The sequence below is a fragment of the Martelella sp. AMO21009 genome, assembly GCF_053484295.1.
In genome coordinates, this window is the sequence record NZ_JBAKFR010000017.1 from 24,214 (window position 1) to 49,781 (window position 25,568).

Sequence of the window (25,568 nt, forward strand, 5' to 3'; positions counted from 1 at the left end):
CTCCGCAAGCTTCCGGCCCGTCATACCCTGCCTGGCCATGCGGGCCAAGGCTGACGCTTGACAAAGATAATATATCCATTATTCTGGATATATGGATGAGAATCAGACGATCGCGGCGCTGGCCGCACTGGCGCAGCCGACAAGGCTTCAGACCTTCCGGCTGCTCGTGGAAAGCGAGCCGGAGGGCATTGCCGCGGGCGAGCTTGCCCGCAGGCTCGACGTTCCGCAAAACACCATGTCGGCGCATCTTTCGACGCTTGCCCGCGCGGGCATCGTCGCCAATGAGCGCCAGGGGCGCTCGATCATCTACCGGGCCGATCTGGAAGGCTTCCGCGCCGTCATGCTCTATCTCCTGCAGGATTGCTGCGGCGGCAATGCGGATCTCTGCGCGCCGTTGATCGAAGGGCTAGCACCCTGCTGCGCCAATGCCGGACCCACCCACGAGGACACCCGCAATGACCGACCGAACCATTAATGTTCTGTTTCTCTGCACCGGAAATTCCGCCCGTTCCATCATGGCGGAGGCGATCCTGAACACGGAAGGCGCCGGTCGCTTCCATGCCTTTTCCGCCGGCAGCAGGCCAAAGGGCGAGGTTCACCCGCTCGCCCTGAAGACGCTTGAGACCATGGGTTACCCAACGGAAGGCTTCCGCTCGAAAAGCTGGGACGAATTCTCCGGCCCCGATGCCCCCGAGATCGACTTCATCATCACCGTCTGCGACAACGCCGCCGGCGAGAGCTGCCCGATCATGCGTGGCAGCGGCAGGCGCGCCCACTGGGGCGTCGAAGACCCGGCTGGCGTTTCCGGCACGGAAGAACAGAAGCTGCGCGCCTTCGCCCAGACCGCGACATTCCTGAAAAGCCGGATCATGGCCTTCCTCGATCTGGCCCGGGAAACCATCGATTCCCCCGGGATCGACACGCATATGAAGCAGATCGGCGCCATGGACGGCGCAACCGCAAAAAGCACGAAGGCCATCTGACATGTCCACCTTTGAACGCTACCTGACCGTCTGGGTGGCTCTGTGCATCGTCGCGGGCGTTGCGCTTGGCCATTTCTTCCCTGCGGCCTTCCATGCCGTTGCCGCCATCGAGGTTGCGCGGGTCAATCTTCCGGTCGCCGTGCTGATCTGGCTGATGATCATACCGATGCTGCTGCGGATCGATTTCGCCGCGCTGGCGCAAGTCGGCCGCCACTGGCGCGGCATCTCCGTCACGCTGTTCGTCAACTGGGCGGTGAAGCCTTTCTCCATGGCGGCTCTCGGCTGGCTGTTCATCGGCTGGTTGTTCCGGCCCTATCTGCCCGCCGACCAGATCGATTCCTATATCGCAGGGCTGATCATTCTCGCGGCCGCACCCTGCACCGCCATGGTGTTCGTCTGGTCGAACCTCACGAGGGGCGAGCCGCATTTCACGCTGTCGCAGGTCGCCCTCAACGATGCGATCATGATCGTCGCCTTCGCGCCTATCGTGGCGCTGCTTCTCGGCCTCTCCGCCATTACCGTGCCATGGGACACGCTGGTGCTGTCGGTCGCGCTCTATATCGTCATCCCGGTGATCATTTCGCAGCTTATCCGACGCTCGCTATTGGCGGGCGGTTCAACGGCGCGGCTGGAGGCCCTTCTTGCGCGCCTGCAGCCGGCCTCGCTGGTCGCGCTGCTGGCCACGCTGGTGCTGCTGTTTGGTTTTCAGGGCGAACAAATCATCGCCCAGCCGATGATCATCGCGCTGCTGGCCGTGCCGATCCTGATCCAGGTCTATTTCAATTCCGGCCTTGCCTATCTGCTCAACCGGGCGGCGGGCGAGCAGCATTGCGTTGCCGGACCCTCGGCCCTGATCGGCGCCTCGAACTTCTTCGAACTCGCCGTCGCCGCCGCCATCAGCCTGTTCGGCTTTCAGTCCGGAGCGGCGCTCGCCACCGTTGTCGGCGTGCTGATCGAGGTGCCGGTGATGCTGTCGGTGGTCTACATCGTCAACCGCAGCAAGAGCTGGTATGAAAGCGGCGCTGCGGTTGCCCGCAACGCCGTACACGACCAGTCTCACCGCCCAAGCAGCGAATCCAGCGCCTCGTAGCTTACCGGATTGTCCGGGCAGAGCCCGAGCCCGCATTCGGCGAGCGTGGAAACGCCGTTGCCAAGCGTCATCGCGGCGAAGAACACCACTGCCGCGAGACCAAGCCCGGAAAGCTTGCGCCGCGGCGCAGTCGCGAACCCGCCGAGAAGCAGCATCACGCCCGATCCGAGTACGACCACCGAAAACAGCACGAACGCCCAGGTATAGAAATGCATGCCGAGGAAGGGATCGCCGTAAGCGCCGGTACCCGGCACCACATGCAGGGCCACCTGCCTGAGCGCCGCCACAGCGCCCGCGACCGCGCCGAGGATCATCAGCCCGTAGTGGCGCGGCTTGACGCCGAGAATCACGTTCAGCGCCAGGCCGACGCCGACCAGCACGAAGCCCGCCCGCTGCAAAAGGCAGAGCGGGCACGGCAGCTCGCCTTCCGCAAACTGGGCGTAGAAGGCAAACAGCAACACGACCGAGATCGCAAAAAGCGCGAGCGTATTCAGAAGATGGACAAGTCGTTCGCTCATGTCGCCCTCACAGCTGGATATCGAGGATATCGGTGGCATGGAACCGGTACAGCACGAGCACCGCGGCCACGCCCAAAATGGTCACGGCGATGGCCGCGCCCTGCCTGTCGCGGGCCGCGAGGTAAAGCGCCGCAGCGCCGATGAAAAACGGTAAAGCCATCATCCTGATTATCCCCCTGTTGGATGCTCAAGCCACCCATGGCAGGCTTTGGCGCTTCGGGCAAGCAACCGATGGGACCAATTCCGGTATCAAACGACAGCAAGGGTTTCACCTTTGCCGCCAATTGCTTTACCCATACGCCAGCGAAAACTGCATTAAGAGCTCACCATGCGCAAAGCCCATGAACTGCCCTACCGGCCGAATGTCGGCGTGATGATCCTGAACCCTGAAGGCAAGATCTGGCTGGGGCGCCGGCTTTCGGAAAACAATTCGGAATCCGACGGCTCCCCGCAGCTCTGGCAAATGCCGCAGGGCGGCATCGATCCGGGCGAAACGCCGCTCGAGGCCGCAACCCGCGAGCTTTACGAAGAAACCGGCATGAAATCGGTGGAGCTCATCGGAGAGACGCCCGGCTGGATCAATTACGACCTGCCCGACCACCTGATCGGCATCGGCCTGCGCGGCAAGTTTCGCGGCCAGACCCAGAAATGGTTCGCCTTCCGCTTTCTCGGCGACGACAGCGAAATCGCGATCGACCCGCCGCCGGACGGCCATGAACGCGAGTTCGACGCCTGGCAATGGGCCGATATCGAAACCCTTCCTGGGCTGATCGTCACCTTCAAGCGCGCTGTGTATGAAAGGGTCGTCGACGAGTTCCGGCATCTGGCGCAACAGACGAACGCTCCGTCCGGCAGAGGCGCGCTCTGGAGCGTCTGAACGACAAAAAAGGCCCGGAAAAATCCGGGCCTTCGAAAACCAACGAAAATACCAGGGAGCGGTTATTCGGCACTTTCGCTTGATGCGGCGTTGAGCTGAGCATATTTCTGCTCGCCGATCGAATCCAGCAGTTCGAGCTGGGTTTCGAGAAAGTCGATATGGCCTTCCTCGTCGATCATCAGTTCTTCGAAGAGCTTCATGCTGACGTAATCGCCAGCCTCGTGACAGATATCACGGGATTCCTTGTAGGAATTGCGCGCTTCGTATTCGCCGGCCAGATCGGATTCAAGCACTTCCTTGACGTTTTGGCCGATGCGCAGCGGCGCTACGGTCTGAAGGTTGGGATGGCCTTCGAGGAAGATGATGCGGTCGATCAGCTTGTCGGCGTGGTGCATTTCCTCGATCGATTCGGCGCGCTCTTTCTCTGCGAGCTTCGTCAGACCCCAGTCTTTCGTGAGACGGTAATGCAGCCAGTACTGATTGACGGCGCCGAGCTCAAGAAACAGAGCTTCGTTCAGCCGTTCGATAACCTTTTTGTCGCCTTTCAATGTCCGCTCTCCTGTTCTTTTGGTGGAACTCTTTGAGGCGGCTCAAAAAATCACATATCTCAGCTTCGGTCGAGTCACTATTTTTATGATAGGCCTCGGTCGTGCGGACAATGATATCGGCGACATTCGGGAAGCAACCACAGCAGCGGCCGCGCTTGGCCATGCGGTGATAAACCTTGGCGGGAACAATAAGCTGCCAACGGTCCTCGTCGAGCAGCTCGACGATGGTCTGTTCAATTTCCTTTTCGGTAATGAAATTGCAACTGCAAACCAGCATGCTTCCACCATTGACATAAGTCTCTGATGAGAGCTGTTTTGCAAAAGGCGAGACTGATTGTCAAGATTAAATTAGCGTCAGCCCGTGACGAAGGCCCGTCACAAAGACTTGAGCCGGGCCGAACGGAAATTGATCAACGAATGGAATCAGTTGACGGCGGCAAGCGCGCAGGGGTCGACCCCGTAGGCGGGCGCGCAGCCGGGCTTGCCCGCGGCAATGCTGCCGGGGGCGGCGAGCGACGCCGCCATGATCATCAATGCTGCGCCTGCGAACAAAACAGCGATAGACTTACCCATCGTTCCAGAAACCCTTTTGATACGAACCCGCTTGATCATCTTAGCGATGACTTTCCAATAAACAGTAAAGGCGCAACTACTGTGACAGGTTCCTAATGTGGCGAAATTTTTGCGAAATTGTGGGCAGGATATGTACCCGCCCCCTTATTCCGTCAAGCGGTTTTTCCGAACTGGCCGTGCTGACGGTACTGAACGAGGTAAGTGCGCAACACCACCTCAAGCTGTGCCGGACGGATGCCGAGGCCGTCAAGAGTGCGTCCCTCTGACTGAGCTTCCTGCGAAACAACATTGTCCGTTTTCAACAACTTGACCTGGTCGGACGTCAACGGCGGCGCGATGAACGGAATGAGGCTGGCAATGCTGCCGGACAGCGAGGCGAGGCCGAACGGCATGGAGACGAGCGCGCGCTTGCGGCCGGTCACCGAGAGCAGCAGTTCCAGGCATTCGCGGAAGGTCAGCACGTCGCGACCGCCGAGTTCGTAGACCGTGCCGGCCTCCAGCTTGCCTTCGACGGAACGCGCGATCACCTCGGCGACGTCGCCGACATAGACGGGCTGGAACTTCGTCTCGCCGCCGCCAATCAGCGGCAGGATCGGCGAGATCAGCGACATCTTGCCGAACTTGTTGAAGAAATCGTCCTCCGGACCGAAGATGATCGAGGGCCGCACGATCACCGCGTCGGGACAGATTTCCCGGATCGAAGCTTCGGCCACACCCTTGGAGCGGGCATAGTGTGACGGGCTGTCGGCATCGGCCCCGATGGCCGAGACATGGGTGAGCTTCGCGCCTTCGGACCGGTTGACTTCAGCCACCAGCCGCGCGCCTTCGGTCTGCACCGCATCGAAGCCGTTCTTGCCGCTTTCGAACAGGATGCCGACGCAATTGACGACATGGTCGGCGCCGTGGATGGCGCGACGCACCGAATCCTCATAGCGCAGGTTGGCCTGCATGAAGGTGATCTGGCCGACATTGCCGAGCGGCTGCAGAAACAGGGCGAGATCCGGACGGCGAACGGCAACGCGGATGCGATATCCCCGCTTGGCCAGCGCCCGGACGACATAGCGACCGACAAAACCGGAACCGCCGAAGACCGTAACCAGCGGGGGAATGTTCGATAGCGTCATGACAAGCCTCTCGTTTGGATGATAGCTCCCCCTTAGCCCAATTGACCGTGAAGGTGAAGGGACAAGAGGTCGCGGCGGTTAATATCGCACAGCCTCGGCGGACCGGCGTGGCAGCGGCGACACAGGACGCGGCGCGCGGGCGTCTCAGCCGTTCGCAGCCCCAAGCATCTCCGCCTCGATGTCATCGACAATCCGCCGTGCAGCGGCTTTCGGGTCGTCGGCCTTGACGATCGGGCGGCCGACGACGAGATGGCTGGCGCCGGCGGCAATGGCATCGCGCGGGGTCATCACCCGCTTCTGGTCGTCGGCAACGGAGCCCACCGGACGGATGCCCGGCGTCACCACCGCCATGTCAGCGCCAATCAGGCCGCGCACCGTTCGAGCCTCGGCCGCCGAACAGACAACCCCGCCCATGCCGACCTCGGCCGCCTGGCGGGCGCGCTTTTCAACGAGTTCAGCGGCGGTTGCGTCGTAGCCGGCTTCGATCAGGTCGGCATCATCCATCGAGGTCAGCACGCTGACGCCGAGCAGGCAGAGCGGTGACCCGGCCGCCGCCGCGACCGCCGCGCGCATCGCCTTCGGATAGGCATGCAGCGTCAGCATGGTCACACCCATCTTCGCGATGTTCTCGACGCCCTTGGCGACCGTGTTGTCGATATCGAGCAGCTTCATGTCGAGGAAGACCTGCTTGCCGTCTTCCGCCAGTTCGCGGGCAAGGGAAAGCCCGCCGGCGAAGACGAGCTGATAGCCGATCTTGTAGAAGGAAACGGTCTCGCCGAGGGTTTCGACCATCGCCTCCGCTTCGGCCACGGTCGGAACGTCCAGACCCACAATCAGGCGGTCGCGTGCAGACATGTCATCGGCTCCTTCATCTCATTTCACCGCGTTGCAGTTCGCATAAAAACGCCCGCGCGAAAAGCGAAAAAGCCCTCGGGCCTGCCGCCTGCGCTAGACGCGCATCGGCATCAGCACGTAAAGCGCGTTCTCGCTGTCGGTGTCGCGCACCAGCGTCGGCGAGCCGGCATCGGCGAACAGGAAGATCGCCTCGTCGCCGGTCAACTGGCCGGTGATATCGAGCAGGTATTTGGCGTTGAAGCCAATATCCATCGGCTCGCTGTCATAGCCGACGGCGAGTTCATCCGTGGCGCTGCCCGAATCGGGGTTGTTGACGGTGAGCGTGAGCTGGCCCTCTGCCAGCGACAGCTTTACCGCGCGCCCGCGTTCCGACGACACGGTGGAAACGCGATCGACGGCCTTGGTGAAATCGGCGCAGTCGATGCGCATCTCGCGATCGTTATTGGCCGGGATGACGCGCTGGTAATCCGGGAAGGTGCCGTCGATCAGCTTGGAGGTGATCACCACCAAGCCGATGGTGAAGCGGATCTTGGCGTCCGACACCTCGACGGCGACGACGATCTCGGGATCATCGAGCAGCTTCTGCAATTCGCCGACCGTCTTGCGCGGTATGATGACGCCGGGCATGTTTTCGCAGCCGGCCGGCGCGTCGATTTCGGCACGCGCCAGACGGTGGCCGTCGGTGGCAACCGCCCGCAGCTTCAGCGCCTTGCCCTCGGCCATGGCGTGGAAATAGATGCCGTTCAGGTAATAACGGGTTTCCTCGGTGGAAATCGCGAACTGGGTGCGGTCGATCAGCATCTTCAGATCGCTCGCCTTCAGCTTGAAGGCATGGCTGAACGAGCCGGCCGTCAGATCGGGAAAATCCTCCTGCGGCAGGCACTGCAGCGAGAACTTGGATTTGCCGGAGGCAACGGAGATGGTCTGGCCATCAGTTGCCGTGGCAAGCGAGACTTCCGCGCCATCGGCAAGCTTGCGCACGATTTCATAGAGCAGATGCGCCGGCACGGTGGTAGCGCCCGCCTGTTCGACCATCGACGCCGTCTTCTCGGTGATTTCGAGATCGAGGTCGGTGGCCTTCATCTCGAGATCGTTCCCTTCGGCCTTCAACAGCACATTGGAGAGAATCGGAATGGTGTTGCGCCGCTCGACCACGCGATGGACGTGGTTCAGGGACTTCAGCAGGTTTGATCTCTCAAGCGTGATACGCATGACTTTCGCTTTCACTCTTACATTGCGCGGACGGCGACGGCATGCGCCGCAGGCGGGGTGACAAAATGACAGCAAATCCGGCCCGATTGCAAGGGCCCTCACTCCTTCCTTCCCCAATGATCACAGGCTGAGGTCCGGCGCCCCTTGCGAGCGCTCCCACGCCGTGGTCAAACGGACAATGAAAATGCCGGGACAATGGTGATGGAAGACAACAGCAATCGGTTCGAAATCGCGGGTCATCCGATCGAGGCGCGGCCGCTTTCGCCGGGGCTTTATCTGGTAGCGACGCCGATCGGCAATCTCGGCGACATCACCATCCGCGCGCTCGAGACGATTGCCGGCTGCGACATTCTCGCCTGCGAGGACACCCGCGTGACCCGCAAGCTGCTCGACCGTTTCGCGATCCGCAAGCGCCCCTATGCCTATCACGAACACAATGCCGAAAAGGCGGGTGAGAAGCTGATGGAGGCGCTCGGCGCGGGCAAGACGGTGGCGCTGGTTTCCGACGCCGGCACGCCTCTGGTCTCCGATCCCGGTTACCGGCTGGCGCAGCAGGCGATTGCAGCCGACATCAAGGTGGTGCCGATCCCCGGCGCGTCCGCGCCGCTTGCAGCGCTTGTGGGGGCGGGCCTGCCGAGCGATGCCTTTCTGTTCGCGGGTTTCCTGCCGGCCAAGGACAAGGCGCGCCGCGACCGGCTGGCGGAACTTGCCGACGTGCCGGCAACGCTCGCCTTCTTCGAATCCCCGCACCGTATCGCCGCCACGCTGGAAGCAGCCGCCGATGTGCTCGGCCGCGAGCGACCGGCCGCAGTCTGCCGCGAACTGACCAAGACCCACGAGACCTTTCGCCGCGGCACGCTTTCCGAACTGGCGGCGCTCTATCGCGACGAAACAGTGAAGGGCGAGATCGTGCTGCTGATCGGTCCGCCGCTTGCCGGGGCCGCACCGGATGCAGGCGATGTGACCGCGCTCCTGAGAAAGCTCGCGGCCGAAATGCCGGCGGCGAAGGCTGCGGCCCAGGCGGCGAAGGAGACCGGCCTGCCCCGCAAGGAGCTCTACCAGCGGCTTCTGGCGCTGAAGGATGGCTGACGCGCCGAAAGCCCGCCGCAGGGCCGAACGGCGCGGACATCGCGCCGAGTGGCTGGCCGTTCTCTTTCTGCGTCTCAAGGGCTATCGCGTCGTCGCCACCCGCTACAAGACCCATGCCGGCGAGATCGACATCATCGCCCGCAAGGGCGATCTCGCCATCTTCATCGAGGTCAAGGCGCGCCGGGAAACGCAGGTGGCGATCGACGCCGTGACGCCGTCGGCCACGCGCCGCATCCGCGCGGCCTCGGATGTCTGGCTGTCGCGCCAGCCCGATTTTCACCGCCTGTCCCAGCGCTACGACATCGTCGCCTGCCTGCCGGGCCGCCTTCCGCGGCATTTTCCCGACGCGTTCTGACCTCCAGGCTTGCGCTTTTACAATTCTGCAACAAAACCGTCGTCTGCCCGTCACGCAGCAAGGCTACCTCCCCGGTAATCATCGCAGTCGATGATTTTCAGAACCGGGGAATTTGACCATGAAGAAATTTGTTCTGGCCGCGCTCGCCGCCGGCCTTTCCACGTCGACCGCTTTCGCCGCCACCGACATCACCTGGTGGCACGGCATGGGCGGCAAGAACCAGGAAGTCATCAACCAGATCGCCGAAAAGTTCAACGCCTCGCAGGATGCCTGCACGCTGACGCCGGTTTCCAAGGGCACTTATGAAGAAGCGCTCGCCGCCGGCATCGCCGCCTTCCGTTCGGGCGAACAGCCCAACATCCTCCAGGTGTTCGATGCGGGTGCTGCCACCATCATCAACGCCAAGGGCGCTGCCGTTCCGGCCGAAGACCTGATCAACGACGCCGGCTACAAATTCAACCGCGAAGACTTCATCGAAGGCGTGCGCTATTTCTACGCCGACAGCGACGGCAAGTTCGTCGGCATGCCGTTCAACTCGTCGGCGCCGATCATGTACATCAACACCGAAGCCTTCGAAAAGGCCGGCGTCGAGCCGCCGAAGACCTGGGAAGAGTTCGAGCAGATCGCGCCTGCCCTGAAGGACGCCGGCTACGTTCCGCTGGTCCAGTCGCAGCTGACCTGGGAAATGACCGAGAACTTCTTCTCGCGCAACAATCTGCAGTTCGCGACCAACAACAATGGTTACGACAGCGTCGACGGCACCGAGATCCTGGTGAACACGCCCGAGCACATCATGATGTATGAGAAGCTCAAGGACTGGTACGACAACGGCTACTTCGGCTATTACGGCGCCGGCTGGTCCGACAACCAGAAGCCTTTCGAGGAAAACAAGGTAGCGCTGTGGATCGGTTCTTCCGGTTCGTTCGGTGGTCTCCAGAGCACCGCCCAGATGCCCTTCTCCGCGACCTTCCTGCCCTATTGGGGCTCGATCGACGGCGCCGGCACCAACTCCTTCATCGGCGGCGCGGCGCTCTTCGCGCTCTCCGGCAAATCCGACGACGAGAACAAGTGCACGGCCGACTTCTTCCAGTTCCTGACCTCGCCGGAAATCCAGTACTTCTATCACAAGTCCACCGGCTATGTTCCGGTCACCACCGCGGCCTATGAACTGGCCAAGGAAGACGGCTGGTACAAGGAACAGCCGGTTGCCGAAGTCGGCATCCAGCAGCTTTCGCTGCCGGGCGGCGAATGGTCCAAGGGCTACCGCATGGGCTTCTACCCGCAGATCCGCGAAGTGATGGAACGCGAATACAACAAGATCTTCGCAGGCGAGACCTCGGTTCAGGACGCGATGGCGACGATCGAGCAGGAAGGCAACGCCCTCCTCGCCCGCTTCGCCAAGACCGCCGGCAACTAAGGCACTGCGTTCGAGAATTGCCGATCCGGGGGCCAACGCCCCCGGATTTTGGCATGTTTGCCAAATGCAGTCCCCGTCGCAAACGCCGGTCGCGTTTGCTCCGCATGATGGAACTTGCTCCCAATACTCTCTCCCGCTTGCGGGAGAGATGCCCCGAAAGGGGCAGTGAGGGTGATGCAGCCTTTCCAATCGTGAGGGCGTTCGCGGGGTGGGTCTCCCCCCTCACTGTCGCTGTCGCGACATCTCTCCCCTCCGGGGCGAGAAGACTTGGGGGCTATGCGGCATGGGCGGGTTGGTCGCCCCGACCGCAACAGGAAACAGAAAATGAAGCGCGTCCAGTTCAATTCGTCCCTGCTGCCTTATCTCTTCGTGCTGCCGCAGATGGCGATCATCGTGATCTTCTTCTACTGGCCGTCGGCACAGGCGATCCGCTCGTCCTTCTTTCTGGAGGACCCGTTCGGCTTCGGCGAGACCTTCGTCGGCTTCGACAATTACGTCGATGCGCTGACCTCCTCCTACTATCTTCAGGTCGCGCGGTTCACGGTGATCTTCACCATCATCGTCACCTTCCTGTCGCTCACCCTCGGACTGCTGCTCGCCTCCAAGGCCGATGACGTAATCCGCGGGTCGAGCAGCTACAAGACGCTGCTGATCTCAGTCTACGCGATCGCGCCGCCGGTCGCGGGCCTGCTCGGCATGATGTTCTTCGACCAGCATATCGGCCCGTTCGTCAAAATGGCGGCCTGGTTCGGCTGGGACATGAAGGTCGGGATCAATTATTTCGACACCGCCTTTGCGATGATCACCGTCGCGGTGTGGAAGCAGATCCCCTATAATTTCATCTTCTTCCTGTCCGGGCTGCAATCGATCCCGGTCTCCGTGCGCGAGGCGGCGGCGATCGACAACCGTTCGCGCCTCGGCCGGTTCTGGACCGTGACGCTGCCGCTGCTGGCGCCGACCGCCTTCTTCCTGCTGATCATCAACATGACCTATTCGCTGTTCGACACGTTCGGCATCATCGACGTGATCGTGAAGGACAAGGCCGCCAACAACCCGATCACGCTGGTCTACAAGGTCTATATGGACGGCTTCCGCGGCAATGACATCGGCGGCTCGGCGGCGCAATCGGTGATCCTGATGATCATCGTCCTTGCGCTCACCTTCTTCCAGTTCCGCTTCATCGAGCGGCGCGTGCACTACAATTGAGGCCGGCGCCATGTACAGAACAAAACCGATCGACCACATCATCCTGCTATTCGGCGTGTTTATCATGATCGGCCCGGTATTCGTGGCCTTCATGACCTCCACCCACAGCGCCATCGATGTCCATATCAACGGCCTGCAGGTGAGCTGGGGCGGCGATTTCGTCGAGACCTACAAGGAGTTGCTGACCCGCAAGGGCGGCTTCACCGGCGAGGTAACCGGCGCGCGCATGGTGATGAATTCCTTCATCCTCGGCGTCGGCTTCGCCGTTGGCAAGATCGTGCTGTCGATGCTGGCCGCCTATGGTCTGGTCTATTTCCGCTCGCGGTTTTCGACGCTGTTCTTCTGGATGATCTTCACCACGCTGCTTTTGCCGCTGGAAGTGCGCATCCTGCCCTCCTACGACGTGATGACCAAGCTTGGGCTGATCAACACCTATACCGGGCTGATCGTGCCGCTGCTAGCATCGGCCACCGGCACGTTTTTCTTCCGCCAGTTCTTCAAGTCGGTGCCCGATGAACTGCTGGAGGCCGCCCGCATCGACGGCGCAGGGCCTTTCAAGTTCTTCATCGATATTCTGGTGCCGCTGTCGAAAACGATGATCGCGGCGATCTTCATCATCATGTTCGTTTATGGCTGGAACCAGTATCTCTGGCCGATGATCATGACCAATGACGAGAGCTTCTACACGCTGGTGCGCGGCATCAAGCAGATCCTGCTCGTCTGGGTCGGTTCCCAGATCCCCGAATACAATCAGGCCTTCGCCCTTGCCGTGCTCGCCATGCTGCCGCCCGTGCTGATGGTGGTGATCTTCCAGAGCTGGTTCATCAAGGGCCTGACCGAAAGCGACAAATAGGAACAAGAACGATGTCCGCAATCGAAATCTCGAAGGTTTCCAAGATCTATTCCGGCGATCAGCGCGCGGTCGACAGCGTCGACATCGCGATTGCCGATGGCGAGTTCATCGTGCTGGTCGGCCCCTCCGGCTGCGGCAAGTCCACGCTTCTGCGCATGGTGGCGGGACTCGAGACCATCACCGAGGGTGAGGTGAAGATCGCCGGCAAGGTGGTGAACAAGACGGACCCGGCCGAGCGCGATATCGCCATGGTGTTCCAGAACTACGCGCTCTATCCGCATATGACGGTCTATAACAACCTCGCCTATGGCCTGAAGAACCGCGGCACGCCCAAGGCCGAGATCGCCGAGCGGGTTGCCGAGGCCGCCCGCATGCTGGAGCTTGAACCCTATCTGGAGCGCAAGCCGCGCGCGCTTTCCGGCGGCCAGCGCCAGCGCGTGGCGATGGGCCGCGCGATCGTGCGCAAGCCCGCTGCCTTCCTGTTCGACGAGCCACTGTCCAACCTCGACGCCAAGCTGCGCGTCTCGATGCGCGGCGAAATCAAGCATCTGCAGAAACGTCTCGGCACCACCTCGATCTACGTGACCCACGACCAGCTTGAGGCGATGACGCTTGCCGACCGGCTGGTGGTGCTGAACGGCGGTAAGATCGAACAGATCGGCACGCCGCTCGACGTCTACCACAAGCCGGCCTCCACCTTCGTCGCCAATTTCATCGGCTCGCCGGCGATGAACCTGGTCGAGGGCAAGCTGACCGGCGGAAAGCTCACGATCGGCGACAACAGCATGCAATTTTCAAGTGCTGCGCCCGCCGATGGCCCGGTCACCGTCGGCATCCGCCCGGAGGACCTGCAGCCGACGACCGGCGCAGGGTTGAAGGCCCGGCTCGATTATGTCGAGGAACTCGGCGCCACGCGGCTCGCCCATTGCCTGACCGGCGGCGAGCGGCTGACGGCCGCACTCTCCCCCGAAATACCGCTTGCCGACGAACTCACCTTCGCGGTGCTGCCGGAAAAGCTCCATTTCTACGACCACGCCACCGGAAAGCGGCTTTCGCACGCCTGAGCGACTCCTGCGATTGCCAAGGGGCGGCGCGATGACTAAATATCGTGTCGCTCTAACCGAACCGGGACCCGCATTTCATGGCCGCAATCAAGAACGTCGCCGTCCAGATGGACCACATCTCCACCGTCAAGATTGGCGGCGATTCGACCTTTGCCATGAGCCTTGAGGCCCAGAACCGGGGTTACAACCTGTTCCACTACACGCCCGATCGCCTCAGCCTGCGCGACGGCAAGGTGTTTGCCGCCGTCGAGCCGATGACGCTGCGCGACAAGGAAGGCGACCACTACACGCTGGGTGCTGCGGAGCGGGTCGACCTTTCGACCATGGATGTGGTGCTGCTCCGGCAGGACCCACCCTTCGACATGGCCTACATCACCTCCACCCATCTGCTGGAGCGCATTCATCCGAAGACGCTGGTGGTCAACGATCCGGCCTGGGTGCGCAATTCGCCGGAGAAGATCTTCGTCACCGAATTCGCCGACCTGATGCCGCCGACGCTGATCACCAAGGATGAAAACGAAATCAAGCGCTTCCGCGAGGAAATGGGCGATATCATCCTGAAGCCGCTTTACGGCAATGGCGGCGCAGGCGTGTTCCATTCCACCCGCGACGACCGCAATTTCACCTCGCTTCTGGAAATGTTCGCGCAAATGTTCCGCGAGCCCTATATCGCCCAGGCCTATTTGCCGGCCGTGCGCAAGGGCGACAAGCGCATCATTCTTGTAGATGGCGAATTCGCCGGGGCGATCAACCGCGTGCCGGCCGAAACCGACAGCCGCTCCAACATGCATGTCGGCGGCCGCGCCGAGGCCGCCGGCCTGACCGAACGCGAAAAGGAAATCTGCGCCCGCATCGGTCCTGCGCTGAAAGAGCGCGGCTTCATCCTCGTCGGCATCGACGTGATCGGCGACTATATGACCGAAATCAACGTCACCTCGCCGACCGGCATCCGCGAGGTCAAGAAATTCGGCGGCGCGGATATCGCCAGCCTGATGTGGGACGCGATCGAGAAGAAGCGCCTATGAGCGCTGCGCGACCAGCGCTTCCTGCGTGAGGCGGGCGCGGATTTCGTTCTTCTGGGCGTCGATCATGCCCGAGATCAGGAACAGATCGACCAGCCACCAGATGCCCCAGATGGCCAGGAACAGAAAGCCGATGACCAGCGCGGCGGTGATCCAGCCCACCACGTTCAGAAGCAGCATGGCAATGCCCGTGCCGGACCGTCCGAGATAGAACCGGTGCGCACCGGCCCAGCCGACGAAGAACCACAAGAGATAGGCAGCGGCCGGCGATTTGGCGCTGTTTGTGACACGCTGTTCGATCAGGATTTGTTCTTCAGTCGTCAGCCCCATGGCATCCTCTTTGCTTTTCCGCCCGAGATGTATCGCGGCACTGGCGCTCTGTCTATCCTGTTGAGTGCGAAGGGGAAACTGAAGTTCTCTTTTTGTTCTTGCATGTAAACGGGAATTATGGAATCCTTGCAACCTGAAGACACAGGCAAGCGGGCGGGATGGTCATGGTTTCACGCGTTCATACGGTTGCATTTCAAGGGATCGAAGGCGTTCCGGTCGACGTGCAGGTCATGGTCGCGCCCGGCAAGATCGGCATGCAGATCGTCGGCCTGCCGGACAAGGCGGTGGCCGAAAGCCGCGAACGGGTGCAGGCGGCGCTCCATGCCACGGGCCTTGCGCTTCCGCCAAAGCGGGTCACCGTGAATCTCGCACCGGCCGACTTGCCGAAGGAGGGCTCGCATTTCGACCTTGCGATCGCGCTCGGACTGATGGCGGCGCTCGGGGCCGTGCCTGCCGATGCGCTTTCCGGCTATATGGTGATCGGCGAACTGAATCTTGACGGCACGATCGCCTCCGTCGCCGGCGCGCTGCCGGCGGCAATCGCCGCCAACGCGCTGGACAAGGGCCTGATCTGCCCGGCCGATTGCGGGCCGGAGGCAGCCTGGGCAAGCGCTGATATCGACATTCTCGCCCCCAAGAGCCTGATCGGTATCGCCAATCACTTCAAGGGCACGCAAGTGCTCTCGCGCCCCCATCCGGCGGTGCGCGCCTCCGCCCAAGACCTGCCGGACCTTGCCGATATCAAGGGGCAGGAAAGCGCCAAGCGCGCGCTCGAAGTGGCTGCCGCCGGCGGGCACAACCTGCTGATGGTCGGTCCTCCGGGGGCTGGCAAATCCATGCTCGCCGCCCGCCTGCCCTCGATCCTGCCGCCGCTTCTGCCGCAGGAACTGCTCGACATGTCGATGGTGCACTCGATCGCCGGCAAGCTTGCCGGCGGCAGACTGTCGGACCGCCGCCCCTTCCGCGCACCGCATCATTCCGCAAGCATGGCCTCGCTGGTGGGTGGCGGCATCAAGGCGCGGCCGGGCGAGGCCTCGCTTGCCCATCACGGCGTACTGTTCCTCGACGAATTCCCGGAGTTTTCGCCGCAGGTGCTCGATGCGTTGCGCCAGCCGCTGGAGACCGGCGAATGCGTGATCGCGCGCGTCAATCACCGCGTCTCCTATCCCGCCGCCTTCCAGCTTGTCGCGGCGATGAACCCGTGCCGCTGCGGCATGGCGGGCGAGCCCGGCCATTCCTGCGCGCGCGGCCCGCGCTGCGCCGCCGATTATCAGGCCCGCATTTCCGGCCCGCTGATGGACCGGATCGACATCCGCATCGATGTACCCGCCGTCAGCGCGATCGACCTGATCGGCGCGAAATCGACGGGCGAAGCGAGCAGCGCGGTGGCGCGCAGGGTGGAACGCGCCCGCAATGCCCAGCGCGAACGCTTCGCCGGGCTCGATGAACGGGCGGTCACGGTCAATGCCCGCTGCGCGGCAAACCTGATCGAGAAACTCGCTGAGCCGGATGTCGCGGGGCTTGCGCTGCTGCGCGAGGCGGCTGAGAAGATGCGGTTTTCCGCCCGCGGCTATCATCGCGTCCTCAAGGTCGCCCGCACGATCGCCGATCTCGACGGCAAGGCCCAGGTTGGTCGCATGCATATCGGCGAAGCCATCGCCTATCGCGTCGCAACGGCCGAGCGGACCGGCGCTGTCGCCTGATGCGTCGCCGCCCGGTGGCGGCCCCGCCGGCATCGCATGGCTGCGCGACAGAACCGGAACGCCGGCTCCCGGCTCCCGGCTCCCGGCTCCCGGCTCCCGGCTCCCGGCTCCCGGCTCAGGAAGCATTCTCCCTGCTCGCCCCTGCGCCAACCATTTTTCCCGGCCTCCTGCGCGGGACTAGGCTTGTGGCGACGCAGCCCGCGAAGGAGATTTTCATGTCGGATGCAACATCGAAGCTGGGCCTTCCCTTTATCATGCCCGCCCAGGCGCAAAAACACGTTACCCATAACGAGGCGCTGCAGCGTCTCGACGCCATCGTTCATCTCCTGCTGACCGGAGAAGACAATGCCCCGCCGGAAACGCCCGAGGACGGCGTCTGCCATCTGGTCGGCGATAGTCCGACCGGCCTCTTTTCCGGCCATGCCGGGGAGATCGCGATCTATCAGGATGGTCTCTGGCAGTTCGCAGCGCCCGCGGCCGGCTGGACCGCCTGGTTCGGCAGCGATGCGACATGGCGCATCTTCGACGGCGCGGCCTGGGTTACGCCGCCGGTTCCCGATGAGGCATCTTTCGCGTCCGTCGGCATCAATGCCACGGCGGATGCCACCAACCGTCTTTCAGTGTCCTCTCCGGCAACGCTGCTGAACAATGCCGGGGCGGGTCACCAGCTCAAGATCAACAAGGCGACGCCCGGCGACACCGCCTCGCTGCTGTTCCAGACCGGCTGGTCCGGCCGCGCCGAAATGGGCCTTGCCGGCACCGACGGCTTTGCCATCAAGGTCAGCCCGGACGGCGCAAGCTGGTTCGAGGCCCTGCGCATTGCTCCCTCCGGCGCCGTCGTCACGCCGGAACGCCCGCTCGCGCGCGCCGCGCTTGCCTCCGGCGTCACGCTGATCGACACGCCGTCCGCGCTCGGCTTCGACACGCTTTACACTGGCGAGAGCGGGTTCTCTCTCGGCACGGCGGTTGCCGGCGGCGGCGAAACGCTGTCTTTTCCGGTCAGCGGCTTTTACGCGGTTACCCTCAATATCTCGGCAACCGCGAGCGGCCCGTTCACGGTCACTCTGCAAAAGAACGGCTCGGAAAACGTGGTGATCGTGCGCGGCGGCGCGACGGGGGGAGACGAGGTCACCCTCTCGTCCACCGCCATTGGCTATTTCGCGGCCGGCGACGACGCGCAGCTTTCTTTCACCGGAGCGGCGACCTACAATCTGGGATATGGCGCCACCGAGGTAATCGCGGTTCTGACCTGATTGCGCCGAACGGCTTGAATGCTTGCCGCGATCAGGGCTATCCATTGTGGACCCGCATGTCGCGGACGAAATCGCCGCGACATGCGCGAGACAGATACAAAGAGCGGAGCCCCCTTATGCGGGGAAGTCATCCGCAGGAGAAAGGGCGATCATGGCGGGTATGGACTGGCGCAAGAGTTTCGATCTCAAACACCCTTCGCTGAAACCGCTCTGGGTGCGCATCCTGGCCGTGGCGCTCTCCGCCGGCTGGGCTGTCGCCGAGCTGTTCATCGGCTCGCCCTTCTGGGCGATCCCGTTCGGCGCCGCCGCCGCCTACATGGCCTATGTCTTCTTCTTCTCGCCTGATCGGCACTATTTCAGCGGCAAGGACGACGCCTGAGGCGTGAGGCCTCTATTCGCCGCAACTCAGCGTGTGGAAATGGTCGCCCCAGGCGGCTATCGCCACCTTGAAATATCCCTCTCCGCCAAACCGGTGATCACCGCCCCAGACCAGCCTGCCACCATCAGCCGTTCCGCGCAGATAGATCACGCCATTTTCGGTCTTGAGCGGCAGGATCGCGCTTCGCCCCCCGTCAATCTCTCCGGAAACCGTAGAGAATGGCTGGTCTTTGCTAGCGTCGACAGGGCGATAACGCGCGATATAGCTGACCGGCTGATCGCAACCATTGTTGAGCACGAAGGATATGAACGGCGCGTAGCCGGCCTCCGCCGCGCGGAAATAGCCGGGTTGAAGCGCGGTTGTGACACGGTCTATCGCCTCCTGCTCCGCCTTGCCGATATAGCGGCCGCGCCCGGGGCCGAGATAGATCCCGACAATGCCCGAGGCCGAACGGATGGCTGCGCCTTGAGCCCCCTCCGGCAAGGCGCAGGAGAGCGGCATGAGGTCGCCGGCCCTGATGGCAAGCGCCGCGCAGCCGGCGCTCGTCATCTGCCCGCCGGTCGCGGCGTCATAGAACTGCACGCCCAGTCCCTCGTCATTGCCGGCGTGACCATAGTGAAAGCCCGCCTCCGCGGTGACCTCGGAAAAGGCCGGCTGCCCGTCCGCCTCCCTCACTTCGATGATGGCAAGCTGGTCTTTCAACGAAGCGCCCGGACCAAACGGCGCATCGGCGGCCGGCAGATAGACGCGCTGAACGAAGCGCCGCCCGGCCGGAATATACCCGTCATCGAGATCGATGCGCGGCATGACCTGCCGATCCTCGAACGGCGCGCCGGTTTCGGGATCGATCACGCAGGCCGCCGCCGTCAGGACATGGCGCGGACCAATGACCGTGCCCGAACAGACCACCTGATCGAGGCCGCTGACGACGGCCGCCAGGCTGCGGTCCCGCCCCTCGCTGCCATCCACCGCTTCGACATGGGTGGCGGCGGCTGCCGCAGACGAAAGGAGACAGGCTGCCAGAAGCGCGTTCAGGAACAGAAATCCGCGTTGCCGCAATGTCCGCCTACTCATCCGCGACCTCCCCGGCCGGCTGTCCGTTTCCGCCCAGTTCCGCGCCACGCCTTCCGCCGGAATCGGTTGCTCTTTCCATGGCGGCCATGATCGCGCCGGCCTCCCGGCGGGCCTGTTCATAGGCGGCGGCATCGCCCTGCTTCAGTCCGTTCGGCAGGTTTTGCAGCCGCTCGAGCTTGCGCAGAAGCGCGATCGGCACGCCGCGACGAAAGGCCGATTCCAGATAGCGTTGCGGGTCCTCGCGCATTGCCGCCACCTCATAGCCGAAACTGCGCTTGACCCCGTCAAGCAGCCGGTTGACGGCTTCTGCGGCGGCCACGGCGCGGTTGCGCATGTTGTTTTCCGCCAGAAACGCTGTCAATTCGTCCGCCGCCCATGCCGCTTGCACGATCTCCACCCCTTCGGGGCGGAGCTCGCCGTCCCAGACAGAGCGCGCCGTTTCCGGCGACAGCCACGCATCCTTGTTGATGCCGCTCAGCCAGATGAAAGTTCGGCCCCAGCCGGGCCGCGACGGCGCGCTCTCGACCCATTCGCCGGGCGCGCCAGGGCTCGCGATCTTCTGCGATAGGCCGACATAGGAGTTCTGCGCGGGCGCATAAAACCGGAACATCATCTCGACATCCGAAGGCCGGATGCGCGGCGCCTCCTCGGGCAATCGCGCCCCGGCCTCACCTGATGGCGACCAGACCTGCACCTCACCGGGCCCGAATGTCGGCAGCAGATAGCGCCAGTCTTCAATTTCATAGCGAAAGCGCGCGGTCAGCACCGGCGCGTCATCCTCCAGCGCCATCTGCAGGTCCGCGTCCCACAGAAGCGCGCTTGATGACGCCTCGTCCGCCGGCAAACCGGGCGGGGTGAAGCTGGCGCTATAGGCCTGCCCCCGCGCCTCTACCAGCCTGTTGCCGTCAGCGCCCACAGCGGCCGACAGAGACAGCGCGAGCCATCCCAGGAGAAGCGACGTCAAGAACCGAGCCATAGCTCGAACCTTTCCTGCTGTTCATCGGATACGAAAAGCCGGCGCTTGCCCCCGAGCGGCTGAAGCCCGGCGCGTGCGCCGTAATAGCCGCCGGTCTCCGCGCTGTCTGTCGTAAGCGGCATATAGGACAGCGCGAACCAACCTGCCACGCAGACAAGCAGAATGGCGATGACACTCCCGCCGAGCCATAGCAGAACTTTGCGCGGGTCCCGCTTCGGCCTTTGAGGCGCTGCCGAGGCATCCCAGACCTCGTCGTCAACATCGTCATCCCACGCAGGAACCGCGGGCGCCTTGACCGGCTGCGGGTCTGGCCGCGCGCGCTGATGCAGGCCGGTTTCGATCTCGAGAAGGCTTTCGGGCGCGTTCAGGAAATCGCCGGCCTCGAAGGGCGGCGAAACCGCGCGGCCGCCATGGGTTGCGCGGATCCGCAACTGCCGCCCATTGGCGGTCGCCAGATCGTAGAGCGGATCGCCCTCAACGATGGCATCGCCGCGCTTGAAATAGGCTCGCTCCACCCGGACCGGATAAAATTCGTCTCCGGCAGGCGATTGCATGATGACACGCGACATCCGTTCTCCGTCCTGAACCGCCCGCCCGGCCGCGCCACGGGGGCAACCCGATGCTTCCGAAGCATCGTCCGGGACCCCGGCCATGCTTCTTGTCTGTTCCCGCGCAAGGCCTGCGCCGGCCCGCGTCTTTGATGCACGTTAATCCGCAAACCTTTACGGAATGAAACCATTTCCGGTTTGCCGTGCAAATTCAGCTAATAAAGCGGAGACTAGAACAGTGATTTGCCGCCAGCAAGTGCGGACAAAAAGCCGGCGTCAATCCTCAAGCGGACGGGCCTCCGAGGCCAGCATGATCGGCACCCCATCGCGGATGGGATAGGCAAGCTTCGCCTTCTCCGAAACAAGCTCCTGGCGCTCGTCATCATAGGAAAGCCGACCCTTGGTCAGCGGACAGACCAGAAGTTCGAGCATTTTGGGATCGATCCCGGCTTCCCTGGCAATCATCGCCCGTCCCTATTGCAGCCGGTCGCCGGGGTCGCCGGCAAGCGCGAATTCGATGATCGCGATGAACAGCGCCGCCCGCGCCTTGAGATCGGGCGCTTCCAGCAAGGCCTGTTTTTCCGCCGGGCCGAAGGGCGCCATCATCGACAGTGAATTGACGAGGGTGAGATTGCTGGCCTGCTCGATGTGATCCCACTCGGTATCGAGCCCTTCGGAATCGAGATAGGCACGAAACGCCCGGATAAGACCTGCCCGGTCCACGCCTTCATCCTGACCCTCGGTCTTGAGATCACCGAGGAACGGCGCAATGGTGAAGCTGCGGAACGGGTGCGTCGTCTTCACCTCATCGATCAGCCGCACCCGGCAGATGCCGGCGAGCGCCACCAGGTAGCGCCCGTCGCCGGTCTCGGCAAACGAAGTGATCCGGCCGAGACATCCGATGTTGGAAACCGGCGTATCGTCGGTAACCGAAAGCGTCTCGTCGTGGCGGGCGGGCTGGGCCATGACGATGAGCCTATTTCCCGCGATCGCATGATCGACCATGGCGAGATAGCGCGGCTCGAAAATGTTGAGCGGCAATTGCCCGTGCGGCAGCAACAGCCCACCCGTCAGCGGAAACACCGGAGCGCTCTCCGGCAGATCCTTCGCGGTCAGATAACGGGCATTGCCAACCTGCATGGCGGTCTGGTCCCTTACGAGAAAAGAATGGTCGAAAGCCTGCGGCGAGCGGCGATCGTCGCCGGATCCTTCGGCCCCCAGGCCTCGAAAAACGAAATCAGCTGGCGGCGCGCGCCGTCATCGTCGAATTCGCGGTCCCGGCGCATGATGATCAGAAGCTGTTCTGCAGCCTCATCGCGCTTGCCATCGGCATTCAGCACCTTGGCGAGCTTCATGCGCGCTTCATGATCGTCCGGGTTCTGCGCCAGAGCATGTTCAAGGGCTGCCGGGTCGCCGAACTTGCGCGCCTCCTCGATCTGCTCGATCTTGGTGACCAGCGCCTTGATGGCGTCATCCTCGCGCAACTCCTCCGGCACCTGCTCCAGCACCTGGCGGGCGCGGTCGAGCTGGCCGGCGGCCACCATGCAGCGCCCGATGCCGGCAAGCGCCTTGGGGTTTTCCGGGTCGGCCTGCATCACGGCGGCGAAAAGCTGGCCGGCCTCCTGCAGCTTGCCTTCCGCGAGCATCTGCTCGGCCTGGTCCAGCGCCTCGGCAATCTCGGCCTTGCGGTCCTTTTCCGACGGGCTGTTCTGGGCAAGCTTGGCGATGAACTCGTTGACCTGGCTTTCCGGCACCGCGCCCATGAAGCCATCCACCGGCTGGCCGGCGGAAAAGGCGATGACGGCGGGGATCGACTGAATGCCGAGCTGACCGGCGATCGACGGATGCTCGTCGATATTCATCTTCACCAGCTTGACCTTGCCGCCGGCCGCGTTCACCGCCTTTTCCAGCACGGGTCCAAGCTGCTTGCACGGGCCGCACCAGGGCGCCCAGAAATCCACCAGCACCGGCTGGGCTTTCGATTCCTCGATCACGTCCTTGCCGAATTCGGCTGTGGTCGTATCCTTGATCAGCCCGCCGGGCGGCGTGGCGCCATTGACGGCGCCATCGGCCGAAACATTCATCTGGCCGCCGAAGGAACCGCCATAGGGGTTGTCAAATCCGCTCATCACTCTCTCCGTATGGCCTGTAGGCCCCGTCTCTGTTGGATTTAAGATCGTGTGTCACGCCGTCACTTTCAAGACAACCGGCTCATGCCCGGTGGCCCTGATGAAGCTTAACAGATCATCGCGCCCGATCGAGGTCGTGGCGGTGTTGCGCAAGGGGTGGCAATTGATGATCTCGTTCTCCATAAGGCTTTCATCGAGAATGAAAGTGACCTGCCGCTCATCGTCATTGATGGCGCCCAGCGCCGTCACCGAGCCGGGCTCGACCCCGAGATAATCCATCAAGGCCTCCGGCTTGCCGAAAGAGACCCGCCCCGATGCCCCGATCAGCGTGTGCACCGTCTTCAGGTCGACGGTGGCATATTCCTCCACCGTCAGCAGGAAATAGCGGCTCTTCTTATCCTTCACGAACAGGTTCTTGGTGTGCCCGCCGGGAATCTTTTCGCGCAAATCATCACCTTCGGCGACGGTGAACACCGGCCGATGCTCGTGATTCTGATAGGAGATGCCGAGTTCGTCGAGAAAGGCGAACACGTCGTCGGAGGTCTTGGTCATCAGGGCCGTTCCGGTTTCGAATTGACGCCTGTTTCAACACCAATCGTCGGTCAATGCAACTCTGTCGCGCCGGTTGACTCGGCAATGGCTGCGGGTCAGGCAATCCGGCATGCCCACCCGCTTCGCTGCCACGGCCGGGCGCAATTCGGGTCACCACCCGCCGCCAACGACGGCAGGCAAGCGGCAATTCACCTAAAACACTGAAAAACAGAACCTTTCCGCTTCATCCAAAAAAATGCGCCATTCCCGTAATTTCTCTGTTGCATTTGAAATCCGCTTGGGCCATATACGCCTTCGTCGTCGCCGAGACGACATATCCGGCCTCAGACCTACCCCCGGCCGGGTTTTATGAGCGGGTGTAGCTCAGGGGTAGAGCACAACCTTGCCAAGGTTGGGGTCGAGGGTTCGAATCCCTTCGCCCGCTCCAGTTTTCTTAAGGAAATCAATATCTTAAGAAATCCGGCACGGTTCTTTGCGGCTGTTGAAAAGCCGCTTTGTCGCGCCATCTTCGGTATGAGCGCACCGGCTGGAGGCTGGTCTGGCTCGTCGACCGCTACCGCGCCTGGCTCCGTCCGGATATCGTCGCCGCCTCTCGCGATAGGTGCATCCGCGCGCCTTCGCCCATGCAAATTCTCCCTACCTACATCGCCCCCATGGAAGCCGGAAAAGCTGGTTACCAGAGCGTTACACTTGCCTTAGGCAAATTTTAAAAGTGTGGCGCTAGGTTGTGAGCGTAGGTTGTGAGTTTTGTAGAGAGTACGATGACCGAGCTAGCCCGCGTTCGCGCAAAATATGTCATAGGTCCCGACGGCAGCCCGCTGACCGTTGCCGACCTGCCCCCTTCCAATACGCGGCGCTGGGTGATCCGGCGCAAGGCGGAAGTCGTGGCGGCCGTGCGCGGCGGCCTGCTGAGCCTGGAAGAGGCGTGCGAGCGATACTGCCTGACGGTGGAGGAGTTCCTCTCCTGGCAGGCCTCGATCGACGATCACGGCCTTGCGGGCCTGCGCACCACGCGGATTCAGCAATACCGCAACTGACCGGCGCGACAGCGCGCCGCCCCGCGGGTCCCGGCTGACGCCGAACGACCCACATGTTTCGTTGCGGCCCGTCTCATCACGCAGGCATTTTGACGCGGCAGGGCAGAGCACCGCCGCATCAATGCCGGCTTTTTCGGAAATCGGCCAGGTCTCGATCGAAAGAGCGGAGATCGGTCTTTCGCTAAGCTGATTCTCCAAAGAAGACGACGGTAGCGCCCGCTTTTCGGGTTCCTCGCGATTTCAAGCCGAAACCTTCCGAAACGCCAGGATATCAATCACGCCCGTCCGTGCCCCCAAAAACCGAAGGCCGCATCATCGCGATGCGGCCTTCGGTTTTAGCACTACCCCTCGGCGCAGCCGTCAGGCGCGCTTGCGGCCGGCTGCGTCGCGCTCCTCGAGGGCTGCGGCGCGTTCATAATCCAGTTCCATCTCCGCCAGTTCGGCTTCGGCCTTGTCGCGCTGCTCGCGCAGATCTGCCACCGAGACCGCCAGATTGTCGGCCCGCTGGCGCGCCGATTTGGCGAATGTCGAATATGCGAAATGACCGGGGTCGGTGATCCCGGATTTCTTTTCCTCGGCGGCGATCTGCTGCATCAGTTCGCCGGACATGCGGGCGAACTCATCCATCATGAGTTGCAACTGCTGCAACTGCCGCTTCTTTTCCTTCACCTGAAACGCCTTCAGACGCAACAGACTGTTTCGTGCCTTCATACGCAAAACTCCCCGGCTGACGAACGCATAGCGGATCGGTCCCCCCTCGGTTTCTGATTCGCGCCAAAAATGATTAACGAAATCGAAATC

Annotated in this window: 32 protein-coding genes and 1 tRNA gene; 16 read left to right on the top strand and 17 right to left on the bottom strand. The window is 62.6% G+C overall.

The window, feature by feature from the left end; genetic code table 11:
* Nucleotides 1-91: 91 nt before the first annotated feature.
* The 3 genes from V6766_RS16980 to arsB are packed head-to-tail and all read left to right on the top strand — an operon-like array spanning nt 92 to nt 2,073.
* Nucleotides 92-475 carry an ArsR/SmtB family transcription factor gene (locus V6766_RS16980; protein WP_448468463.1) on the top strand — a complete coding sequence of 128 codons (384 nt, stop codon included), beginning with the start codon at nt 92-94 and terminating at the stop codon, nt 473-475.
* Nucleotides 456-983, top strand: a complete 528-nt coding sequence (locus V6766_RS16985) for an arsenate reductase ArsC (RefSeq protein ID WP_448468465.1) — start codon at nt 456-458, stop codon at nt 981-983. The genes V6766_RS16980 and V6766_RS16985 overlap by 20 nt, the downstream gene beginning before the upstream one ends.
* A 1-nt stretch (nt 984) precedes the next feature.
* Nucleotides 985-2,073 (top strand): ACR3 family arsenite efflux transporter, encoded by a 1,089-nt coding sequence (arsB, locus tag V6766_RS16990; RefSeq protein ID WP_448468467.1) that lies wholly within the window; start codon nt 985-987, stop codon nt 2,071-2,073.
* Here the strand turns inward: arsB and V6766_RS16995 are convergent.
* Nucleotides 2,040-2,591 carry a disulfide bond formation protein B gene (locus V6766_RS16995; RefSeq protein WP_448468469.1) on the bottom strand — a complete coding sequence of 184 codons (552 nt, stop codon included), beginning with the start codon at nt 2,589-2,591 and terminating at the stop codon, nt 2,040-2,042. The two genes, arsB and V6766_RS16995, sit on opposite strands and share 34 nt — an antisense overlap.
* A gap of 7 nt (nt 2,592-2,598) precedes the next feature.
* Nucleotides 2,599-2,751 carry a DUF5993 family protein gene (locus V6766_RS17000; RefSeq protein WP_448468471.1) on the bottom strand — a complete coding sequence of 51 codons (153 nt, stop codon included), beginning with the start codon at nt 2,749-2,751 and terminating at the stop codon, nt 2,599-2,601.
* A gap of 168 nt (nt 2,752-2,919) precedes the next feature.
* On the opposite strand from V6766_RS17000, the gene V6766_RS17005 reads away from it, so the two are divergent.
* Nucleotides 2,920-3,468 carry an RNA pyrophosphohydrolase gene (locus V6766_RS17005; RefSeq protein ID WP_448468473.1) on the top strand — a complete coding sequence of 183 codons (549 nt, stop codon included), beginning with the start codon at nt 2,920-2,922 and terminating at the stop codon, nt 3,466-3,468.
* Between the two features lie 62 nt (nt 3,469-3,530).
* Here V6766_RS17005 and bfr read toward each other — a convergent pair whose 3' ends face one another.
* From bfr to dnaN, 6 genes are all read right to left on the bottom strand, one after another.
* Nucleotides 3,531-4,016 carry a bacterioferritin gene (gene bfr, locus V6766_RS17010; protein ID WP_448468475.1) on the bottom strand — a complete coding sequence of 162 codons (486 nt, stop codon included), beginning with the start codon at nt 4,014-4,016 and terminating at the stop codon, nt 3,531-3,533.
* Nucleotides 3,964-4,293, bottom strand: coding sequence for a (2Fe-2S)-binding protein (locus tag V6766_RS17015; RefSeq protein ID WP_448468477.1), 330 nt, complete (start codon nt 4,291-4,293; stop codon nt 3,964-3,966). The genes bfr and V6766_RS17015 overlap by 53 nt, the downstream gene beginning before the upstream one ends.
* Nucleotides 4,294-4,439: 146 nt before the next feature.
* On the bottom strand, nt 4,440-4,628 hold the full coding sequence (locus tag V6766_RS17020) for a hypothetical protein (protein WP_230721647.1): 189 nt from the start codon (nt 4,626-4,628) through the stop codon (nt 4,440-4,442).
* Between the two features lie 113 nt (nt 4,629-4,741).
* Nucleotides 4,742-5,713 (bottom strand): complex I NDUFA9 subunit family protein, encoded by a 972-nt coding sequence (locus V6766_RS17025; RefSeq protein ID WP_448468480.1) that lies wholly within the window; start codon nt 5,711-5,713, stop codon nt 4,742-4,744.
* A 144-nt stretch (nt 5,714-5,857) separates the two neighbouring features.
* Nucleotides 5,858-6,568, bottom strand: coding sequence for an orotidine-5'-phosphate decarboxylase (gene pyrF / locus V6766_RS17030; protein ID WP_448468482.1), 711 nt, complete (start codon nt 6,566-6,568; stop codon nt 5,858-5,860).
* Nucleotides 6,569-6,661: 93 nt separating this feature from the next.
* The gene (gene dnaN, locus V6766_RS17035) at nt 6,662-7,780 is read right to left on the bottom strand and encodes a DNA polymerase III subunit beta (protein ID WP_448468484.1); all 1,119 of its coding nucleotides are present in this window, start codon (nt 7,778-7,780) and stop codon (nt 6,662-6,664) included.
* Nucleotides 7,781-7,975: 195 nt separating this feature from the next.
* On the opposite strand from dnaN, the gene rsmI reads away from it, so the two are divergent.
* From rsmI to gshB, 7 genes are all read left to right on the top strand, one after another.
* Nucleotides 7,976-8,869: a 16S rRNA (cytidine(1402)-2'-O)-methyltransferase gene (gene rsmI, locus V6766_RS17040; RefSeq protein ID WP_448468486.1), complete on the top strand. Its 894-nt coding sequence runs from the start codon at nt 7,976-7,978 to the stop codon at nt 8,867-8,869.
* Nucleotides 8,862-9,224, top strand: a complete 363-nt coding sequence (locus V6766_RS17045; RefSeq protein ID WP_448468488.1) for a YraN family protein — start codon at nt 8,862-8,864, stop codon at nt 9,222-9,224. Before rsmI ends, V6766_RS17045 begins: the two co-directional genes overlap by 8 nt.
* 118 nt (nt 9,225-9,342) lie before the next feature.
* Complete coding sequence (locus V6766_RS17050) at nt 9,343-10,641, top strand: extracellular solute-binding protein (protein WP_448468490.1); 1,299 nt, start codon at nt 9,343-9,345, stop codon at nt 10,639-10,641.
* Nucleotides 10,642-10,965: 324 nt separating this feature from the next.
* Nucleotides 10,966-11,847: an ABC transporter permease subunit gene (locus V6766_RS17055; protein WP_448468492.1), complete on the top strand. Its 882-nt coding sequence runs from the start codon at nt 10,966-10,968 to the stop codon at nt 11,845-11,847.
* Between the two features lie 10 nt (nt 11,848-11,857).
* Nucleotides 11,858-12,700: an ABC transporter permease subunit gene (locus V6766_RS17060; protein ID WP_448468494.1), complete on the top strand. Its 843-nt coding sequence runs from the start codon at nt 11,858-11,860 to the stop codon at nt 12,698-12,700.
* Between the two features lie 11 nt (nt 12,701-12,711).
* On the top strand, nt 12,712-13,764 hold the full coding sequence (locus V6766_RS17065; protein WP_448468496.1) for a sn-glycerol-3-phosphate import ATP-binding protein UgpC: 1,053 nt from the start codon (nt 12,712-12,714) through the stop codon (nt 13,762-13,764).
* 77 nt (nt 13,765-13,841) lie between these two features.
* On the top strand, nt 13,842-14,789 hold the full coding sequence (gshB, locus tag V6766_RS17070) for a glutathione synthase (protein ID WP_448468498.1): 948 nt from the start codon (nt 13,842-13,844) through the stop codon (nt 14,787-14,789).
* Here the strand turns inward: gshB and V6766_RS17075 are convergent.
* Nucleotides 14,784-15,116, bottom strand: coding sequence for a TM2 domain-containing protein (locus V6766_RS17075; RefSeq protein ID WP_448468500.1), 333 nt, complete (start codon nt 15,114-15,116; stop codon nt 14,784-14,786). The two genes, gshB and V6766_RS17075, sit on opposite strands and share 6 nt — an antisense overlap.
* A 164-nt stretch (nt 15,117-15,280) precedes the next feature.
* On the opposite strand from V6766_RS17075, the gene V6766_RS17080 reads away from it, so the two are divergent.
* From V6766_RS17080 to V6766_RS17090, 3 genes are all read left to right on the top strand, one after another.
* Nucleotides 15,281-16,819 carry a YifB family Mg chelatase-like AAA ATPase gene (locus tag V6766_RS17080; protein ID WP_448468502.1) on the top strand — a complete coding sequence of 513 codons (1,539 nt, stop codon included), beginning with the start codon at nt 15,281-15,283 and terminating at the stop codon, nt 16,817-16,819.
* A 215-nt stretch (nt 16,820-17,034) separates the two neighbouring features.
* The gene (locus V6766_RS17085; RefSeq protein WP_448468504.1) at nt 17,035-18,072 is read left to right on the top strand and encodes a DUF2793 domain-containing protein; all 1,038 of its coding nucleotides are present in this window, start codon (nt 17,035-17,037) and stop codon (nt 18,070-18,072) included.
* 151 nt (nt 18,073-18,223) lie between these two features.
* Nucleotides 18,224-18,451, top strand: a complete 228-nt coding sequence (locus V6766_RS17090; protein WP_018065069.1) for a hypothetical protein — start codon at nt 18,224-18,226, stop codon at nt 18,449-18,451.
* 12 nt (nt 18,452-18,463) lie between these two features.
* On the opposite strand, the gene V6766_RS17095 is transcribed toward V6766_RS17090, so the two are convergent.
* The 7 genes from V6766_RS17095 to V6766_RS17125 form a co-directional block, all read right to left on the bottom strand.
* Nucleotides 18,464-19,525 (bottom strand): hypothetical protein, encoded by a 1,062-nt coding sequence (locus V6766_RS17095; RefSeq protein ID WP_448468506.1) that lies wholly within the window; start codon nt 19,523-19,525, stop codon nt 18,464-18,466.
* Nucleotides 19,518-20,501 (bottom strand): hypothetical protein, encoded by a 984-nt coding sequence (locus V6766_RS17100; RefSeq protein ID WP_448468508.1) that lies wholly within the window; start codon nt 20,499-20,501, stop codon nt 19,518-19,520. Before V6766_RS17100 ends, V6766_RS17095 begins: the two co-directional genes overlap by 8 nt.
* Nucleotides 20,486-21,070 carry a hypothetical protein gene (locus V6766_RS17105; RefSeq protein ID WP_448468510.1) on the bottom strand — a complete coding sequence of 195 codons (585 nt, stop codon included), beginning with the start codon at nt 21,068-21,070 and terminating at the stop codon, nt 20,486-20,488. Before V6766_RS17105 ends, V6766_RS17100 begins: the two co-directional genes overlap by 16 nt.
* Before the next feature lie 255 nt (nt 21,071-21,325).
* Nucleotides 21,326-21,514: a Trm112 family protein gene (locus V6766_RS17110; RefSeq protein ID WP_018065065.1), complete on the bottom strand. Its 189-nt coding sequence runs from the start codon at nt 21,512-21,514 to the stop codon at nt 21,326-21,328.
* A gap of 9 nt (nt 21,515-21,523) precedes the next feature.
* Nucleotides 21,524-22,189 (bottom strand): LON peptidase substrate-binding domain-containing protein, encoded by a 666-nt coding sequence (locus V6766_RS17115; RefSeq protein WP_448468512.1) that lies wholly within the window; start codon nt 22,187-22,189, stop codon nt 21,524-21,526.
* Between the two features lie 14 nt (nt 22,190-22,203).
* Complete coding sequence (gene trxA, locus V6766_RS17120) at nt 22,204-23,178, bottom strand: thioredoxin (protein ID WP_448468514.1); 975 nt, start codon at nt 23,176-23,178, stop codon at nt 22,204-22,206.
* A gap of 54 nt (nt 23,179-23,232) precedes the next feature.
* On the bottom strand, nt 23,233-23,730 hold the full coding sequence (locus V6766_RS17125) for a prolyl-tRNA synthetase associated domain-containing protein (protein ID WP_448431908.1): 498 nt from the start codon (nt 23,728-23,730) through the stop codon (nt 23,233-23,235).
* 352 nt (nt 23,731-24,082) lie between these two features.
* Here V6766_RS17125 and V6766_RS17130 point away from each other — a divergent pair.
* Both V6766_RS17130 and sciP read left to right on the top strand, forming a co-directional pair.
* Nucleotides 24,083-24,157: transfer RNA gene (locus V6766_RS17130), tRNA-Gly, on the top strand.
* 334 nt (nt 24,158-24,491) lie between these two features.
* The gene (gene sciP / locus V6766_RS17135) at nt 24,492-24,767 is read left to right on the top strand and encodes a CtrA inhibitor SciP (RefSeq protein ID WP_018065061.1); all 276 of its coding nucleotides are present in this window, start codon (nt 24,492-24,494) and stop codon (nt 24,765-24,767) included.
* A 360-nt stretch (nt 24,768-25,127) separates the two neighbouring features.
* On the opposite strand, the gene V6766_RS17140 is transcribed toward sciP, so the two are convergent.
* A complete protein-coding gene (locus tag V6766_RS17140; RefSeq protein ID WP_026173521.1) occupies nt 25,128-25,478 on the bottom strand; it encodes a flagellar export protein FliJ in 351 nt (116 codons plus the stop codon).
* Nucleotides 25,479-25,568 lie beyond the last annotated feature (90 nt).